The organism is Ignavibacteriota bacterium, from assembly GCA_016218045.1.
GTDB lineage: Bacteria > Bacteroidota > Ignavibacteria > SZUA-365 > SZUA-365 > JACRFB01.
Map to the genome: position 1 here is coordinate 43,358 of JACRFB010000040.1, position 16,157 is coordinate 59,514.

17 protein-coding genes are annotated in these 16,157 nt (G+C 62.3%); 11 read left to right on the forward strand and 6 right to left on the reverse strand.

Annotation, left to right across the window (positions count from 1 at the left end; translation table 11 throughout):
• The first annotated feature begins 67 nt into the window (after nucleotides 1-67).
• From HY962_09940 to HY962_09965, 6 genes are all read left to right on the forward strand, one after another.
• The gene (locus tag HY962_09940) at nucleotides 68-685 is read left to right on the forward strand and encodes a bifunctional (p)ppGpp synthetase/guanosine-3',5'-bis(diphosphate) 3'-pyrophosphohydrolase (protein MBI5647239.1); all 618 of its coding nucleotides are present in this window, start codon (nucleotides 68-70) and stop codon (nucleotides 683-685) included.
• A gap of 34 nt (nucleotides 686-719) precedes the next feature.
• The gene (locus tag HY962_09945; GenBank protein MBI5647240.1) at nucleotides 720-1,178 is read left to right on the forward strand and encodes a D-tyrosyl-tRNA(Tyr) deacylase; all 459 of its coding nucleotides are present in this window, start codon (nucleotides 720-722) and stop codon (nucleotides 1,176-1,178) included.
• A 44-nt stretch (nucleotides 1,179-1,222) separates the two neighbouring features.
• Nucleotides 1,223-2,161: a peptidase gene (locus tag HY962_09950; protein ID MBI5647241.1), complete on the forward strand. Its 939-nt coding sequence runs from the start codon at nucleotides 1,223-1,225 to the stop codon at nucleotides 2,159-2,161.
• A 148-nt stretch (nucleotides 2,162-2,309) separates the two neighbouring features.
• Complete coding sequence (locus HY962_09955; protein ID MBI5647242.1) at nucleotides 2,310-4,736, forward strand: DNA internalization-related competence protein ComEC/Rec2; 2,427 nt, start codon at nucleotides 2,310-2,312, stop codon at nucleotides 4,734-4,736.
• A 3-nt stretch (nucleotides 4,737-4,739) separates the two neighbouring features.
• Nucleotides 4,740-5,441 carry a M50 family metallopeptidase gene (locus HY962_09960; protein MBI5647243.1) on the forward strand — a complete coding sequence of 234 codons (702 nt, stop codon included), beginning with the start codon at nucleotides 4,740-4,742 and terminating at the stop codon, nucleotides 5,439-5,441.
• A 72-nt stretch (nucleotides 5,442-5,513) separates the two neighbouring features.
• Complete coding sequence (locus HY962_09965) at nucleotides 5,514-6,938, forward strand: glutamate--tRNA ligase (protein MBI5647244.1); 1,425 nt, start codon at nucleotides 5,514-5,516, stop codon at nucleotides 6,936-6,938.
• On the opposite strand, the gene HY962_09970 is transcribed toward HY962_09965, so the two are convergent.
• The 3 genes from HY962_09970 to HY962_09980 form a co-directional block, all read right to left on the reverse strand.
• Nucleotides 6,919-7,215: a hypothetical protein gene (locus HY962_09970; GenBank protein MBI5647245.1), complete on the reverse strand. Its 297-nt coding sequence runs from the start codon at nucleotides 7,213-7,215 to the stop codon at nucleotides 6,919-6,921. The genes HY962_09965 and HY962_09970 overlap by 20 nt on opposite strands.
• Entirely contained in the window at nucleotides 7,208-7,489 is a 282-nt protein-coding gene (locus HY962_09975) for a BrnT family toxin (protein MBI5647246.1), read from the reverse strand. Before HY962_09975 ends, HY962_09970 begins: the two co-directional genes overlap by 8 nt.
• A 65-nt stretch (nucleotides 7,490-7,554) precedes the next feature.
• Nucleotides 7,555-9,237, reverse strand: coding sequence for a glutamine--tRNA ligase/YqeY domain fusion protein (locus HY962_09980; protein ID MBI5647247.1), 1,683 nt, complete (start codon nucleotides 9,235-9,237; stop codon nucleotides 7,555-7,557).
• Between the two features lie 120 nt (nucleotides 9,238-9,357).
• Here HY962_09980 and HY962_09985 point away from each other — a divergent pair, with 120 nt between their 5' ends.
• Complete coding sequence (locus HY962_09985; protein MBI5647248.1) at nucleotides 9,358-9,501, forward strand: hypothetical protein; 144 nt, start codon at nucleotides 9,358-9,360, stop codon at nucleotides 9,499-9,501.
• 5 nt (nucleotides 9,502-9,506) lie between these two features.
• Here the strand turns inward: HY962_09985 and HY962_09990 are convergent, their stop codons facing one another.
• The 3 genes from HY962_09990 to HY962_10000 all read right to left on the reverse strand — a co-directional run bounded on the left by HY962_09990 (nucleotide 9,507) and on the right by HY962_10000 (nucleotide 13,929).
• Nucleotides 9,507-11,087, reverse strand: coding sequence for a hypothetical protein (locus tag HY962_09990; GenBank protein ID MBI5647249.1), 1,581 nt, complete (start codon nucleotides 11,085-11,087; stop codon nucleotides 9,507-9,509).
• A gap of 68 nt (nucleotides 11,088-11,155) precedes the next feature.
• A complete protein-coding gene (locus tag HY962_09995; protein MBI5647250.1) occupies nucleotides 11,156-12,196 on the reverse strand; it encodes a hypothetical protein in 1,041 nt (346 codons plus the stop codon).
• 212 nt (nucleotides 12,197-12,408) lie between these two features.
• The gene (locus HY962_10000) at nucleotides 12,409-13,929 is read right to left on the reverse strand and encodes a hypothetical protein (GenBank protein MBI5647251.1); all 1,521 of its coding nucleotides are present in this window, start codon (nucleotides 13,927-13,929) and stop codon (nucleotides 12,409-12,411) included.
• A 313-nt stretch (nucleotides 13,930-14,242) separates the two neighbouring features.
• Here HY962_10000 and folB point away from each other — a divergent pair, with 313 nt between their 5' ends.
• From folB to HY962_10020, 4 genes are all read left to right on the forward strand, one after another.
• Entirely contained in the window at nucleotides 14,243-14,611 is a 369-nt protein-coding gene (folB, locus tag HY962_10005; protein MBI5647252.1) for a dihydroneopterin aldolase, read from the forward strand.
• On the forward strand, nucleotides 14,598-15,122 hold the full coding sequence (gene folK, locus HY962_10010; protein MBI5647253.1) for a 2-amino-4-hydroxy-6-hydroxymethyldihydropteridine diphosphokinase: 525 nt from the start codon (nucleotides 14,598-14,600) through the stop codon (nucleotides 15,120-15,122). The genes folB and folK overlap by 14 nt, the downstream gene beginning before the upstream one ends.
• Before the next feature lie 148 nt (nucleotides 15,123-15,270).
• Entirely contained in the window at nucleotides 15,271-15,936 is a 666-nt protein-coding gene (locus HY962_10015) for a deoxynucleoside kinase (GenBank protein ID MBI5647254.1), read from the forward strand.
• Nucleotides 15,936-16,130, forward strand: coding sequence for a hypothetical protein (locus tag HY962_10020; GenBank protein ID MBI5647255.1), 195 nt, complete (start codon nucleotides 15,936-15,938; stop codon nucleotides 16,128-16,130). The genes HY962_10015 and HY962_10020 overlap by 1 nt, the downstream gene beginning before the upstream one ends.
• The last annotated feature ends 27 nt before the right edge of the window (nucleotides 16,131-16,157 follow it).

Genomic DNA, 16,157 nt, shown 5'->3' on the forward strand with positions numbered 1-16,157 from the left:
TTTCCGCCGACCGAGAGAGGATGCCCGCTCCCACGGGCATCCTCTCTTTGTCTCCGGACGGCCCGACATGAGCGCACCGCTGCCGCTGTACAACCAGGTTCTCTACTCCCGTGAGGAGTTGATCGCGGACGTGTCGCACGACATCGATCCGGCGGGCCTGACCACGGTGCTCGGCGCCTACGACATGGCCGCGAGTGTGCACGAGTTCCAGACGCGCAGCGACTCGACACCCTATTTCTGGCACATCTCGCGCGTCGCCCGTATCCTCATCCGCGAGCTGCGCTACATCAACGCCGATGTACTCGCGGCCGCGCTGCTGCACGATGTGCTCGAGGATTCGCGCATCATCACCGCCGAGGTCATCAAATACAACTTCGGCTCCTACGTGGGCTACATCGTCGAAGTGCTGACAAAAAACATACGGCTATCCGGACCCGAGCGCGAGGCGGAGGACGCCGAATACATCGAACGCCTGAACTTCAGCAGCATCGACTGCCAGATCGTCAAGTTCTCCGAGCGCCTCGACAACTTCCGCTGCATGGAATTCGGCGTCAAACGAAATCCCTTCCGCTATATCGACGAGACCGAGAAACACTACTTTCCGATGGCCGCGCGCGAGAACAACAAGATGCTGGCCTACCTCGTCGCGGAGATGAAGAAGGTGAAAGGCAAGCTGCTCGCGTGAAGGTTCGCGTGAAGCACGGAGGCGCCGCAGCGCTATGCGCGCGCTGATACAGAGGGTCTCCCGCGCGCGGGTCACCGTGGCGGGCGCCGAGACGGGCGCGATCGGACCGGGCCTGCTCGTGTTCCTTGGCGTCAGGCAGGGCGACAACGACGACGAGGCGCGCTATCTCGCCGCGCGTGTCGCCGCGGCGCGTCTCTTCAACGATGACGACGGCAAGATGAATCTGTCGCTCGCCGACACAGGCGGGTCGGTGCTGGTGGTGTCGCAGTTTACGCTGCACGCGGATACGCGCAAGGGAAACCGCCCCAGCTACGTGCTCGCGGCCGAACCGGTTCTGGCCGAACGGCTCTACGAGCTTTTTGTGGAGGAACTCCGCGCGCTGCTTTCGCCGGAGCGTGTTGCGACGGGCCAGTTCCGCGCTATGATGGAGGTGGAACTCGTCAACGACGGTCCCGTCACGATCACCATAAAGAGCAAAAACGAATACATCTGACGGCCCCTCCTCCAAAGACTCCCTACTCCCGACTCCCCACTCCGATGCCTCACCACGTCCTTCTGATTTTCCTCGACGGTGTAGGCATCGGTGCCGCGGACGCGCTGCGCAATCCCTTCGCCGCAGGCCGCCTCCCCTTTGTCGAGAGCCTGCTCGGGGCGCGCTTCCCGACACTGCGCCGCCGGCACATCGAGGCGCCCGATGTGTCGCTGGTGCCCGCAAACGCGACGCTGCGCGTGGCCGGTCTGCCGCAGAGCGGCACGGGGCAGACATCGCTGTACACGGGCACAAACGCCGCGCGGCTCATAGGCCAGCATTTTGGTCCCTACGTCTATTCCACGCTCAAACCCGTCCTGGCAGAGCGGAATATTTTTGCGCAGGCCCTGGCGGCCGGATTGACACGCGACGACATCGCCCTCGCCAACGCGTTCCCGCAGCGTTTCTTCGACTATCTGGCGGGTCCGTCGCGGCGCATGGCGGCCGGCATGTACGCGGCGCGTGCGAGCGGCATTCCATTCCGCGACATACGGCATCTCAAGGCGGGAACCGCGGTATCGGCCGACATCACCGCGGCGCGCTGGCCGTTTATCGGTCATCCCGACGCGCCCGTGATTTCCGCACGCGAGGCGGGGCGGCAACTTGCGGGCATCGCCGGCGCGCACCGCCTCACGCTGTTCGAGTATTTCCTCACCGACAAGGCGGGGCACGAGCGGTCGATGGACTATGCCTCGCAGATACTGCACGATGTCGACGAGCTGCTCCGTGGTCTGTATGAACGCATACACCTTTCGTCGACGCTGGTTATTGTGACGAGCGACCACGGCAACCTTGAGGATCTCTCCACAAAATCGCACACGCGCAATCCCGTGCCCGTACTGCTATTCGGACGCGGCCACGCCCGCGCGGCGGCGCGCATCCGCGCGCTCACCGATGTGGCGGGCGTAATACTCGATGGACTGACACGGCCGCGTTCTACCGTTTGATGACGAGCACGGTGACACGGCGTGCGGGTGCGGGAACAAAATGTGCCGTTGCCGCGTGTAAGGTATGCGGATGCAAAACTCCGCTGGGATCGGGGAAGCAACTTCACATGTGACGGAATGCGGCGCAATTCCGTCGGAGGAATCGTGCATGTCGGCACCACTCGCTCGTCTTGTGCAGCAGCCCGCGGTGCGGGCGTTTGTGTTTTTCGCCGCCGGAGTTGTGGCGGGCGACCGCACCGACGCGCAGGCCATGCCCGCCCTTGTGTGCGGCGCCTGCGCCGCGGCACTGGCACTGCTTGTGCTGCTGGCGCGGCCCTGGAGGCCGGTCTGGTATGTCCTGCGTGATGTGCTGTTGTATGCCGCACTATTTGCTGCGGGGTATGCGCGGATGGCCGGCACGGTGCAGGGCATGGATACCACGCTGCTGCAGTACGCCGACAGCCGCGAAAAGATTACCGTGCGCGGCGTCGTCCGTTCATATCCGATGGACAAACCGGGGCGCGTGTCGTTTCTGGTCGATGTGTCCGATGTGCGGCGCGACACCGGAGGTGTCGCGCACGGCGCTGCGCGGATGCAGGCGACGGTGTACGCCGCGCGCGCGAGTGGTGTCGTGCCCGGCATCCGTCGCGGCGACACGCTGCTGCTGCGTGGAAAGATGCTCTCGGCGCGCCCGGCCCGCAATCCGCGCGGCTTCGACGCGCGTGTGTACGCGCGACGGCTGGGCTGCGCCGTGACGATGTCCTGTACCGCTGAGGATGTGCGTCTTGCGGGCCGGGCCGACGCCCCGGGGCCGATGGCCGCCATCGACGCGGTGCACGAATCCCTGGCGCGCGGCATCGACGCGCTGTTCCCCGCACGGCATGCCTCGGTGATCGCGGGCCTTCTGCTGGGCGACCGCGGCATGATCGACGACGACGTGACGGCCTCGATGCGCGACGCGGGTGTCATTCACGTCATGGCGGTGTCGGGCCTGCACGTCGGCATTATCCTGAGTCTCGTCTGGTATCCGCTGGGCCGCCTGCGCCTCGCCGCGCGCGCCCCGCTTGCGCTGGCGCTGCTCTGGATCTACACGGTGCTGACCGGACTCGCACCCCCGGTGCTGCGCGCATCCATCGCATCCACTGCCGTGGTGTGCGGAGCCGCCCTGCAGCGCAGCACCACCACACTCAACGCCATGGCCGCGGCGGGTCTGATGATTCTGCTTGCGGATCCCAACGACCTGTTCCTGCCCGGCTTCCAGCTCTCCTTCGGCGCGGCCGTGTCGCTGATCCTCTTCGAGCCGCGTGTGCGCGGCCTGCTGCAGCGGCTCCTGCCTTTCGTGCACCGCATCCCCGCGGGGGAATCGCTTCTTTCGCTGCTTTCGATGACCGGCGCCGCGCAAGCCGGCACACTGCCGCTGCTGGTCGTATATTTCGGACAATTCAGTCTTGTTTCCTTCCTCGCGAACCTCGCCGTCGTGCCGCTCATCTTTGTTGTGACCGCCTGCGCCTCGGTGGCCCTGTTCCTCCTGCCGCTCTGGCCCGCGGCCGCGCTGCTCTACGCCGCCGCCGCGGATGCCGCGCTCGGCCTGGTGCTGTGGACGTCCGCCACACTCGCCTCGCTTCCCTATGCCGTGATCGATCTCCCCGCCGTGCCGCTCCCTCTCCTGCTCTGCTATCTGCTCTGCACCATACTCGTGCTGTCATGGCGCAGGCGGCTGCGCGTGCGGCTCGCCGTGACGACGACGCTGTGTGCGGCCGCGCTCGCCGTGTTCGGGTGGCGCGCGGAAACGGACGCGCCACCGGGTGTGCTGCGCGTCACTTTTCTCGACGCGGGCCAGGGTGACGCGGTGCTTGTCGAAACTCCTGGAGGGAGAAAACTGCTCATCGATACCGGACCCTCCTCCGGCGGCTTCGATACCGGCGAGCGCGTGCTTCTTCCCTACTTTCGCGCCCGCGGCATACGCAATCTCGACGCGCTTCTGCTCACTCATCCCGACGACGACCATATCGGCGGCGCGTGCACGCTGTTGCGATCTTTGCGCATCGCGTCCTGCTGCGTCTCCCGCCCCTGGCCCGCAGCGCCGCTTCCGGCCGCAGTCGACAGCGCCATACGCGCCGCGCGTGTTCCTCTCACGGTGTTGCGCGCGGGTCAGATGCTGCGGCTCGATGCGGAGACGCGGCTGTATGTGCTCTCACCGCCGCGCGACGGACCTCCGCTCGAAGGCACGAACAACGTGTCTATCATGCTGTTGCTGCGGCATGGCGCGGTGTCCTTCCTCCTCCCGGGGGATGCCGAGAAGGAGGCCGAGGAGCGTGCCGCGCGGCGCTATGGCGATCTCCTGCGCTGCGACGTGCTCAAATGCGGTCATCACGGGAGCGCCACCAGCAGCTCGCCCGCCTTCCTCGACGCGGCACGGCCGCGCCATGCCGTCGTCTCGTGCGGACGTCTCAACAAATTCAAACACCCCGCGCCCGTCACACTTCTGCAACTCGCGGCTCGCGGCACCGCTGTGTATAGGACCGATGTCGGCGGAGCGGTTATATTTGAAAGTGATGGCACGCGTTTGCGCACATATGATTGGACAAAGGAGTAGCGGATGACCCGCGCCGATTCCGGCGCTCTCGCCCCGCGTACGCAGCTTCTTGCGGTGGCAGCGCTGACCCTGTTGTCGCTCGTCTTCTGGGATTCGGTGGTGCTGGCACCGGTAAAACTCTTTGTGGTGCTGCTCCATGAATTATGCCACGGCGCGGCGGCCGTCCTCACCGGCGGCGAGATAGTCCGCATCGAAATCGATCCCCGCATCGGCGGCGCCTGCCTCACCCGCGGCGGCTGGGAGTTTCTCGTCGTCTCGAGCGGATACCTCGGCAGTCTGCTGCTCGGCGGTGTCATTCTTCTACTCGCCGGAAAACGCGCCGCGGCGCCCGCGCTTGCGTGGGGAATCGGACTCGGCGTGCTCGCCGTCACTCTGGCCTTTGTACGAAACGGTTTCGGCCTCTTTTTCGGCATCGCGTTCGGCGCGGGCATGATCGCCCTCGCCCGTTTCCTGCCACGCCGTTTTCTCGATACCGCCCTTCTCTATCTCGGCACCATCTCCGCGCTCTATGCGGTGGTCGACATCAAGGAAGATCTGCTCACACTCGAGCCGCGTCTTACCGATGCGGCCATACTCGCATCCATGACGGGCGTCCCCGCCATCATCTGGGGCCTGCTCTGGAGCGCGCTCTCGCTGCTGATGCTTTTCCTGCTCTTCCGTGTGGTCCTGCGCTCAAAGGCCGCGCGCAACACACCCGCGCCGTAATCTCGCCGACGGGTATACGGCAGCGGCCGCCGCGGAATCCACTCACTCGTCCAGCTCACCAACATACGTATCATGCCCCAAGACCTCGTCCTTCGTTTTGCTCCCAGCCCCACCGGCTACCTCCACGTCGGCGGCGCACGCACGGCCATATTTAACTGGCTGTACGCGCGATCGAGCGGCGGCCGTTTCCTCCTCCGCATCGAGGATACCGACCGCGCCCGCTCCACCGACGAGATGACCCGCGAAATCCTCAACGGTCTGCGCTGGCTGGGAGTGGACTGGGACAACGAGCCGTGGATACAGTCCGAACACATCGCGCGGCACCGCGCGGAATGTCTGCGGCTCTTTGCCGAAGGAAAGGCCTATCCCTGCTTCTGCACGCAGAAGGAACTCGAAGCCAAACGCGATGTCGTCGGCGAGGGCGATCGCGACACAAAATACGACCGCACGTGCCTGCACCTCAGCGCGCAGGAGCGCGAGGCGCGGCTCGCCGCCGCCATGCCGTACGTGCTTCGCTTCCGCGTGCCGGAAGGCGAAACGAATTTTTTCGACATCGTGCACGACGAGACGGTGTTCCGGAACGAGGAGATCGAGGACTTTGTCATCCTCCGCTCCGACGGCACGCCGATGTACATGATGGCCGTGGTCGTCGATGATCACGACATGGGTGTCACACACGTGATCCGCGGCGACGATCACCTCTCGAACACTCCCAAGCAGATCCTGCTCTACGAGGCGCTCGGCTACGAGGTGCCGATGTTCGGACACGTGCCTCTTATTCTCGGGGCGGACAAGAAACGCCTTTCGAAACGTCACGGCGCGACGTCGGTGGGCGAATACCAGTCGCGCGGCCTGCTCCCCGAGGCGCTCTTCAATTTCCTCGCCCTGATGGGCTGGTCGCCCGGCGACGACCGCGAGGTGATGACACGGGAGGAACTGGTCGAGGCCTTCGATCCCCGCCGCATCCTGAAAAAGAGTTCCGTCTTCGACGAGGAGAAACTCGCCTGGATGAACGGGCGCCACCTCCGTCTGCTTTCAGACGAGGAGCTGTTGTCGCGCCTCCGTCCCTACCGTCCCGAGTCGCTCGACGATGTCGCGGACGGGTATCTGCTGCAGGTGCTGCCGCTGATGCGCGAGCGGATGGAACTGCTCACCGACATTTTCGACAAGGGCATGTACTTTTTCACCGATCCCGCGGACTATGACGAAACCGCCGCGCGCAAACACTGGACCGCCCCCGCAGTGTCCGTGCTCGAAAGGTTGCAGTCTTCCTTCGCCGCGTCGGACTTCACGCCGCAGGGCTTGGAGGACTTGGTGCGCAGACACGCGGCCGACGCGGAACTCGCAGCGGGAAAAGTGATTCATCCGCTCCGGCTCGCGCTCACGGGTGGCTCGCAGTCGCCCAGTCTTTTCGACATGATGGTGGTGCTGGGACGCGACACCTGCCTGCGCAGAATCGCCGCGGCACTCGAACGCCTTACTCCGTCGTCTCCGTAAGACGGCCGCTCACGTACTTGTGCAGTATCGACGCGATGAGCGTCTGGTACGGCATGCCCTCTTCGGCGGCGCGCATCTGAATCGAGAGCACGTCGCGCTCGGCGAGGCGTATGCTCACGCGGCGATCCTTGCGCAGTGTCGCCGCGGCGGTGCCCTGCAGCCGGGCCAGCAGGGCGTCATGCCCCTTTGCGCGGCGCCATTCGCCTTTCTCGTATGAGACGAGCAGTTCCAATTCGTCCTGCTCGAGCTGCACTTCCGGTGTCTTTTTTTTAGGCATCACGGTTCCCCAGATACTTCTTTGTGGCCTTCCTGCTCGGGATCAGCGTCTTGAGGACGAATGTGTCACCCGACTGGATGAAGGGAAGCAGCCAGGCGTACCCGTCGATTTCGAGAATCGCGATTTTCTGGGCTGGATACTGTTCGGAGTTCGGATGTTCCACAATGTCGAGCACATTGCCCCGCTCAAGAAGGACGACGGCTTGTTCGAAGGACACACCGCGGCCGACTTTCAGCCGCGCGTTTTTCTTTTCATCCCACAGAAAGGGACTCATGAACAAACGTACGGATGTTCTTGAAAATTGTCAACACGTTGTACGCACAATGTCATCATTTTTTCTCAGCCGGGAATCCTCGCCCATGTTTCCTTGAGCGCCACGGTCTTGTTGAAAACCAACGCGCCGGGGGCCGAGTCAGGATCCACGCAGAAGTACCCGAGCCGTTCGAACTGATACCGTTCGCCGGCCGCGGCTGTGGCGAGAGACGGCTCGAGTTTGCAGTCGCGCAGAATTTCGAGCGATTCTTCGTTGAGGTGAACGGTGTAATCGGCGCCCTCGGGCACATCGTCGGGATTTTCGACCTTGAAGAGGCGGTCGTAGAGCCGCACTTCCGCGTCCACCGCATGCGCGGCGCTCACCCAATGTATCGTGCCTTTTACGCGCCTGTCGGCGTTCGCGCCTCCCGGCCCTGTCTCGGGGTCGTAGCTGCAGCGTAGTTCGACGATCGCGCCTGTGCCATCCTTGATCACGCGTTCACACTTGACGATGTAGGCATTGCGGAAGCGCACTTCGGATCCGGGCGAAAGCCGGTGGAATTTTTTCGGGGGTGCCTCCATGAAGTCGTCGCGCTCGATGTATAACAGCCGCGAGAACTCGATGCTGCGCGTGCCCATGGCGAGATCTTCGGGATTGTTCACGGCCTGCACCTGTTCGATGCGGTCCTCGGGGAAGTTCTCGATCACGACACGCAGCGGCCGCAGCACGGCCATGCGGCGTTCCGCGCGGCGGTTGAGATCCTCGCGCACGCTGTGTTCGAGCAGGGCCACATCTATCACGTTGTCGCGTTTGGCCACGCCGATGCGGTCGGCGAAGTTGCGTATCGATTCCGGCGTGTAGCCGCGCCGGCGGAGGCCGCAGATGGTGGGCATGCGCGGATCGTCCCAGCCGCGCACGCGTCCGGTCTTGACCAGTTCGAGCAGCTTGCGCTTGCTCATCACCGTGTAGCTGAGATTGAGTCGCGCGAACTCGATCTGCTGCGGGTGGTAGATGCCCAGCTCGTCGATGAACCAGTCGTACAGCGGCCGGTGTACCTCGAACTCGAGCGTGCAGATCGAATGGGTGATGCCCTCGATCGAGTCCGACAGGCCGTGCGCGAAGTCGTACATCGGGTAGATGTTCCACGCGTCGCCGGTGCGGTGATGGTGCGCGTGCATGATGCGGTACATCACGGGATCGCGCATGTGCATGTTGGGCGAACTCATGTCGATCTTCGCGCGCAGCGTGCGCGTGCCGTCGGGGAATTCGCCCGCGCGCATGCGCGCAAAAAGATCGAGGTTCTCCTCGACGCCGCGGTTGCGGTGCGGACTCTCCTGCCCCGGCTGCGTCGGTGTTCCGCGCCGCGCCGAAATCTCCTCGGCGCTCAGGTCGCACACGTACGCGCTCCCCTTCTGAATGAGCTGCACGGCGTACTGGTAGAGCTGCTCGAAATAATCGGACGCGAAAAACAAACGATCATCCCACGAGAATCCGAGCCAGCGCACGTCCTCCTGAATCGAGTCGACGTATTCCACGTCCTCCTTCGTCGGATTTGTGTCGTCGAAACGCAGATTGCACTTGCCACCATACTTAAACGCGGTGCCGAAATTCAGGCAGATGGATTTCGCATGCCCGATGTGCAAATATCCGTTGGGCTCGGGAGGGAAACGTGTGTGTACACGACCGTCGAATTTGCCCGTGCGCAAATCGTCGTTGATGATTTCATGAATGAAGTTGTCGGGCGCGGGAGGAGTTGTCGGGTCGGTCATTGGTGGATTTGATGATGCGCTGTGGTTGGAATAATCGAGTAATGTACGGAGAGAAGATGGGAGATGGTAGGGAGGGTGGTGGTAGACGGTAGACGGTAGATGGTAAATGGTAGACGGTAAATGGTAGTGGGATCTGCTGCGGGTGGTGGAAGGAGACAGGAGATTGGCGGACTTCAGCCGGGTGTCTATTTCCTGCGCCTCTCCGCGCGCCTCAACGACGGACGCGTTGTGCAGACGACACGCAAAATGACGGTGCTGCGGTAACGTCCTCACAGACCCGGGATGTCCCACCCCACCGAGAATCCAACGATGAAGAAGGAGCGGGCAGTGCGTGCGCGGGTATCCGAAACGGCCGGGCCTGTATCAGGAACATGTTGCGAGGTTGTCACCACGGGCCTGCCGGCCGCTGACGAGATACGCAGGACAAATCGGGCAGCACCCAGATCCGCTTCCACTGCACCGCTGTAGAAGAGATTATTTCGGAACGGCGATGTATCGAGGTACTCGTACGATTCACGATCGAAGCGTCCGAAGGGTTCATGAAACCATTGCCAGGTAAGTCCGGCCGTCACGGTGACTCGCCGCTTCAACAGCAGACCGATGTCACAGCCGGCCAGAGCGTATTCGAATCCGGCGCCGATACGCGGAGTGCACAACACGGTTATCGTCTCATCCTTCGTCCCAAAAAGTGACAGCGCCGAAGCCAAATAGGCGCCGGTCCAGGAGCCCGTGCCGCGTGTGTACCCAAGATAGAGATTGACGCCGAGATCCCAGAATACTGTTGCATGATCCAGGAAGCCGCGTGCAGACCGATCACGCGGCAGCGGTGCGGGCTCCTCGCCCACTGCATCCGTTGTCTCGGCAGGCGGAGCGGCAGCCTCGGCAGTATCCTGGATCTGTGCGAGCACGCGATCACGTTCCGCGCGAGAGAGAAGTGGGAGATATTCCGGAGGAGGGATGGAAGGGAACATGCTCCGTGCGCGCAGCACAGGCATGGCGTCGCTGATTCCGAGCCCCTCTTCCGGGCAGGGGTACACTGCGTGTTCCCCACCGGCCAACATCGTCACAATACCCGTGAGCGATCCTGCAAACAGTCCGGCAAACCCACCCCCAATTACTGCACTGGCCCCGTATCCGTCGGTCACTGAGCCGTGAGCGCTCGACGCATCGTCAACAAGGATCACGAATACCGAGATGCTGCCGAGCAGACCCCACACAAACCCCCTGCCGAATGATCCGTACCCGGTCGATTCTATCGAGGAAAGTTCCGAGAGCCGCAGCACCTTCGCGGCGCTCATCCACGGACGACTATCATCCTCCTCCCGGATGATGATAGTTGAGTCACCCGCGTACAGGATGTCACACGACAGTGGTGCTGATCCGCGCGGACTGATGGAGACAGGCCTGCGCGTCCAGTGATCTGTGTGGCGCGGTCTGACGAGTCCCTCCTGCAGCAACGGAGTGAAGTCGTACACGACTTTGTCGATGACGATCGGATGCCACCCGATGCGTCGCTCGTTTCGTACGAGCGACGGCTGTATCGCCTCGAAGTGTTCGATCCACACCCTCATCAGCGCCGTACCGCCTGCATCGAGCGTGTACACCGTGTCGCCCGTGGGTCGGGACACATGGAGTGCGGTTCCCGCGCCGCGCCGTTCCCCAACGATACGCCGCACATCGCCGCATGCCGGCAGCATCCCGAAGTAGCGGCACGCGTACGCATCGATCGTGTCACGCATACGCGGGAACACCCACGTCCGACTGTCCTGCGTAGTAGTGTCGCCCTGCTCCTGCGCATCGGCAACACAGGGCAAGACCCCTCCTGCGATGCCGAGGACCAGGATCACCATCGCGCAGTGCGGCACGATTCGACGGCGTAACAATCGCCGATGCCTGTTCCTGAATTGAGGACTGCTGGTCACAGTTTCCATCCCAGAGACACACTCAGCACGCCATAGGGCGGGATCGAGGTCCCATACATATCGAGCCGCGGACTCCCGAGGCAATGCCTGTACGCGATCCTCGTGAACGGAGTGCCTGCGAAGAAGGTCATACCAAGCTCGGCGAACAGGCTTGCCGCGAGTGGCGAGGTGTCGATGCCATCCCAGATATTATGTCCGTACGCGAATTTTTCAAAGACGCGTCTGTACACGATGGCAGCGTGCAGAGACGATGTGCGCGCCGCGGGCTGCGCGGTGAGACCCAGCGAACCGCCGACGAACGCGAAGCCGGCGTTGAGTTCCATCTTCACACCCCAGCGTAAGCCCTGCCCGTCGCTCGGCGTCAGCAGCGGGAAATCGGTCGCGAGACCCGCGCCGAGATGCGTCCCGATCAAGCGACCCTCCGTTGCGTACACATGAAGAGCGTATTCGGCCAATACAGACCATCGCAGCCGGTGATCGGACTCCGACGCCAGGATGGCGATTCCCTGATCATGGACCATCGCTGCGGAATCAATCATCGTGGAGAGGAAGACGCGTTCCGAGGGTGACAACAGGCGAAGGATCTCGGCGGATGGAGCCGCTGCATTCACGGCACCTCTGAGCGCGGCGCGATTGTCCATGATGCCATTGCTGTCGGTAACCGCATCGAAAGTTGTGGTGGACGGGAGCGTCGCGGCAACAATTCCACCGATTACCGCGGAGGGCAGAGGAATGATGAGCGCCAGTCTCGGAAACATGTATCCGTAGGGCTCAGTGATCCTCCCGTGCGAATCCGTTATGTTCGATGCGATAAAGCCCGCAACTATAAAGCCAGTCACGAGACCTGGATAAAAGCCGTCGTGGAACGAATTGCTCCTGTTGACGGACACCTGCCAGAGATCCGCGAAACGGATCACTCTGCACGAATCCCACAGGACGGGCTGCTTGATGCCCTCTCGTGGCGGGCAGAGCACACACACAGAATCGCCCACCCATACCGGCTCGCCCGTGATCGTTTCGCGGGCTCGGCTGAACACCGACATTTCCGACAGGTGCTCCTCCGTAGACTGGAAGCGGCGCTCACGTCGATCTCCCTTCTGCGCGAAGCAGGGCATGATGGCGAGACACACCAGACTTGCGACAATGGTACTTCGAAGATGTGCTGACGCACCCACTCTGCTGTGCACAGAAGTAAACCTCGTCCTTCGCCATCCGCGCAGTTTATCGTGTCCGATGTGAGGTGGTCGCGTCACAGGTACCATCCGACGCGCAGTTCGAGGGCGGTGATGAACTGCAGGGGGAATAAGACGCGTGATTCCAATTCTCTGTTCCAATACTTGTTCCATTCGCGCGCCGTGATCGACGGACGCAGCATGCGCCGGTAGCGGCATTCAATGAAGAACGTCTGGGTCGTGATTTCGACCGAATAGAGGAGCGATAGCTGCTGCCCGATGCCCCTTCGTTCGCGGATAAAATCCGTTCCCCACGAGTTATCGAGTTCCGTGTGACTTCTTCCGGTGAAGGAGTCGCCGTCGTAGAAGAGGCTCACACCCACACCGGCGGAGAGGATCCCGAAAAGCTGCAGACGTGCGCACGCCTCGGCCTGCACATACAAGACGCCTGCTCCGAGCGTCGGGCGCACGGCGACGGCGACGGGAGCACTCCGGAATAACGTCACATCCATGTTCGCACAGAGCCCGAGGTAGGGCGACGATGGACGCTCCACGGCCGAGTAATTCTGTATGCCGGTGACGAGCGACCAGGAAAATTGCAGCGGCCCGTCGTGACGGACGGTCGGCTGTCTCTGTGGTTCCTCCGCGGTGGTCCGTTCTAGCTGACACGGATCCGCGGTGTCGCCGATCGCGCCGCGCATGCGTGTCCATTCGGGCGGCACGCGTCGCGCGAAGGCGGCACGAGTGCGCAACGCACAGGCGGCCCGTGCGAGAACGCCGGAGTCCTGCGTTTGATCGTACACCGCAGTGTGATGCGAACCCGCCGATACGAGACCACCGATAAGTCCGCCTCCGAGAATGCCCGCGGTGCTGAAGAGGGGACCAAACCCCGTCAGATCGCCGCCGCCGCCGCGTGTTGTATGCGCCGTCGCGTCATGTTCCGCCATCGCGCGCTGCACGAGCACGAAGGTCCCCGCAGCTCCAACGAGGGCACCCGTCCAGAAGGAGTTCCGGACGCGGAACGCAAGACTGCGAATGGAATCGTACGGCAGCACGCGGGCACTGTCGGACAGGCGTCTTCCATCGACCGGTGTCTGGCTGGGCCACACGGCGATGTGACGAGACGTTGCGTCCATCAGCATGCCGCTGACCGGCTCACCGTTCATCAAAACGAGGGACACCTTTTCGCCCACCGGCAGACGTTCGGGAACGACCACCTCCCGAACCACATTCTTCCACTGTTCCGGCGAGATTGTGCGCCCGGGATTTGCACGCAGGTACTCATTAAGACGAGGTTCCCTCCGCACCCACGATTCATATGTGTCGATCAGCCAGCCCGCGGCCAGCACTTCGTCGCGCGACAGGCGTGTCTCCACATGTGTGCTGTCGGGCGTCAGATACGTGAACCGCACGCGCACGCCGTATGGGATGGACTCGAGATCGGCCTGCGTGTAGGACCCGAACCCAGGAAACAGCCGGAAGTAATCCCGCTCCTGCGCGTCAATGGTGTTCCCAATCCGGCTGCTGAGCAGCGCGGTATCTCCGCCCTGTGCCAGGCCTGTGCTTGATCCAGTACAGAGACAAACAAGACATGCCATCCCGCGAAGAGACCACAGCACCCATCCGCGCATCCGCACCTCACCGATCGTGTGTTTCTAAATGTACCATTCATGCCTCCTGCAGTCAATCCACGCCGTCTTCGCGTCGCGCGCAGAAATGTTGTGACGAAGGACGGGAAACGGGAAAAGGGAAAGGGGGAACGGGGAAAGGCTACCCGCCCCCAACTCCCTACTCCCTACTCCCTACTCCCCACTCCCTACTCCCTACTCCCTACTCCCAACTCCTAAATCCTAGCTCCTAACTCCTCACTCCTCCACTTGTATCCCCCCGGCCGAACCGCTACGTTGCGTTATGGAAAAACGCCACGTCATACGTTTGCAGAACGCCGTCTTTTACGCCTATCACGGCAATCACCACGAGGAACGCCGCTTGGGCGGGAAATTCTACGTGGATGTGGAGATGGAAACCGACTTCACCGAGGCCGCCGCGTCGGACGCACTCGCGAAGACCGTCAATTATGCGGACGTCTACGATCTGATACAGGACATCGTGACCAGCGACAAGTTCAACCTGATCGAAACCATCGCAAAAAAAATCGCCGACACGATACTTGCCTCATTCCCTTTCGTGACGGGTGTGAGCGTGCGCATGCGCAAGCCCGGAGCGCCAATCAAGGGTGTGGTGGATTTTGTGGAAGTGCAGGTGGATGAGCATCGCTGAAACACGTCTCACCTACATAGCGCTGGGCGGAAACGTCGGTGACCGCCGCGCTGCTCTCGACTCCGCACTCCGTCATATCAATACACTCGGCGGGACGCGTGTCTTCCGTTGTTCCCCGTTCTACGAAACCGCGCCCTGGGGTCTTACCGCACAACCCGACTTCCTGAATGCCGTGGCCGAGGTCGAGACGACTCTGGATGCGGAGGCACTGTTCCACGTGTTAAAGGACATCGAGCGTGTAATGGGACGCGTCGAGGGTCCGCGCTACGGCCCGCGTCTCATCGACCTCGACCTGCTGCTGCACGGCGACACTGTCATCAGCACCCCCGAGCTCACGGTGCCGCATCCCGGCATGCCCGCGCGCCGCTTCGTGCTCGTGCCACTGAACGACCTCGCACCCGCTCTGCGCCATCCCGTCACCGGCCACACCGTTGCCGCTCTGCTCGCCTCCTGCCCCGACACCGGCCTCGTGCGGCTCCACGAAGAACATATCGAAAGACGAACGACGTAAGGCGACCTGCATCATCCGGGCCCTATTCCCGCGCTACGGCCTTCCTCCATTCCGCTCCAAATTCCAGCTTCCCTCTTCTAGATTCCAGCTCCTAGCTCCTAGATTCTGGATCCGCTATTTCCGCACCACCGACTTTTCCCGTATAATAATGGGAATGAAACGCGAGATACGATATATCGCGATCGAGGGTGTGATCGGAGCGGGGAAGACCAGTCTGACGCGGCTCCTTCATTCCCGCCTGGGCGGCCGCCTCGTGCTCGAGAAGTTCGAGGAGAATCCCTTCCTGTCGCGCTTTTATCAGGATCCGGAGCGGTACGCATTTCAGACGCAGATCTTCTTCCTGCTCGCGCGGTACAAACAACTGCAGCATCTGAGCCAACAGGAACTGTTCGAAGAGTACATCATCGCCGATTACATCTTCGAGAAGGACAAAATCTTCGCACACCTCAATCTGCAGGACGACGAGCTGCAGCTCTACGACACGCTTGTCGCCAGCATCGAGAGGAATCTGTCCAAACCCGATCTCGTCGTCTATCTCCAGTCAAGTGTCGACCGGCTGATGTTGAACATCAAACATCGCGGACGCGACTTCGAACGCGGCATGTCGAAGAAGTACATCGCCGATCTCAACGACGCGTACAACTACTTTTTCTTCCGCTTCAAGGCCACGCCCCTGCTTATCGTCAACACCACCGAAATCGATTTTGTGAAGGACGAGGAGACGCTCGAAGATCTTGTCACCCAGATCCTGAAGCCCGACCACGTCGCGGTCGAGTACTACACGCCCCTGTCACGCACGCGCAAGGATCACTGATGTCGCTGTTCCGAATAATCCTGATTTCAGTGATCTCGTTTTTTGTGATCCGCTTCCTCCAACGGCTCATGACCCCGTCCGCGATGCGCGGCGACGGCGTCTTCTCGCGCGGTGCCCGCGGACGCGAGCGCGGACGTCGCGCGGCCGACGGCGCCATCGACGCGGAATTCGAGGACCTGGACGAAAAGAAGTAATCCCGCGGACGCAGGAGACCGCCGCTG

Bases quoted from the DNA above. Each gene is read 5' to 3' on its own strand.
- HY962_09990 (MBI5647249.1), bottom strand. From the start codon at position 11,087: ATGGTGATCCTGGTCCTCGGCATCGCAGGAGGGGTCTTGCCCTGTGTT.
- folB (MBI5647252.1), top strand. From the start codon at position 14,243: ATGGAAAAACGCCACGTCATACGTTTGCAGAACGCCGTCTTTTACGCC.
- HY962_09960 (MBI5647243.1), top strand. From the start codon at position 4,740: ATGACCCGCGCCGATTCCGGCGCTCTCGCCCCGCGTACGCAGCTTCTT.
- HY962_10015 (MBI5647254.1), top strand. From the start codon at position 15,271: ATGGGAATGAAACGCGAGATACGATATATCGCGATCGAGGGTGTGATC.
- HY962_09985 (MBI5647248.1), top strand. From the start codon at position 9,358: ATGGTAGTGGGATCTGCTGCGGGTGGTGGAAGGAGACAGGAGATTGGC.
- HY962_09965 (MBI5647244.1), top strand. From the start codon at position 5,514: ATGCCCCAAGACCTCGTCCTTCGTTTTGCTCCCAGCCCCACCGGCTAC.
- HY962_09980 (MBI5647247.1), bottom strand. From the start codon at position 9,237: ATGACCGACCCGACAACTCCTCCCGCGCCCGACAACTTCATTCATGAA.
- HY962_09975 (MBI5647246.1), bottom strand. From the start codon at position 7,489: ATGAGTCCCTTTCTGTGGGATGAAAAGAAAAACGCGCGGCTGAAAGTC.
- HY962_09945 (MBI5647240.1), top strand. From the start codon at position 720: ATGCGCGCGCTGATACAGAGGGTCTCCCGCGCGCGGGTCACCGTGGCG.
- HY962_09940 (MBI5647239.1), top strand. From the start codon at position 68: ATGAGCGCACCGCTGCCGCTGTACAACCAGGTTCTCTACTCCCGTGAG.
- HY962_09950 (MBI5647241.1), top strand. From the start codon at position 1,223: ATGCCTCACCACGTCCTTCTGATTTTCCTCGACGGTGTAGGCATCGGT.
- HY962_10020 (MBI5647255.1), top strand. From the start codon at position 15,936: ATGTCGCTGTTCCGAATAATCCTGATTTCAGTGATCTCGTTTTTTGTG.
- HY962_09955 (MBI5647242.1), top strand. From the start codon at position 2,310: ATGTCGGCACCACTCGCTCGTCTTGTGCAGCAGCCCGCGGTGCGGGCG.
- HY962_09970 (MBI5647245.1), bottom strand. From the start codon at position 7,215: ATGCCTAAAAAAAAGACACCGGAAGTGCAGCTCGAGCAGGACGAATTG.
- HY962_10000 (MBI5647251.1), bottom strand. From the start codon at position 13,929: ATGGCATGTCTTGTTTGTCTCTGTACTGGATCAAGCACAGGCCTGGCA.
- folK (MBI5647253.1), top strand. From the start codon at position 14,598: ATGAGCATCGCTGAAACACGTCTCACCTACATAGCGCTGGGCGGAAAC.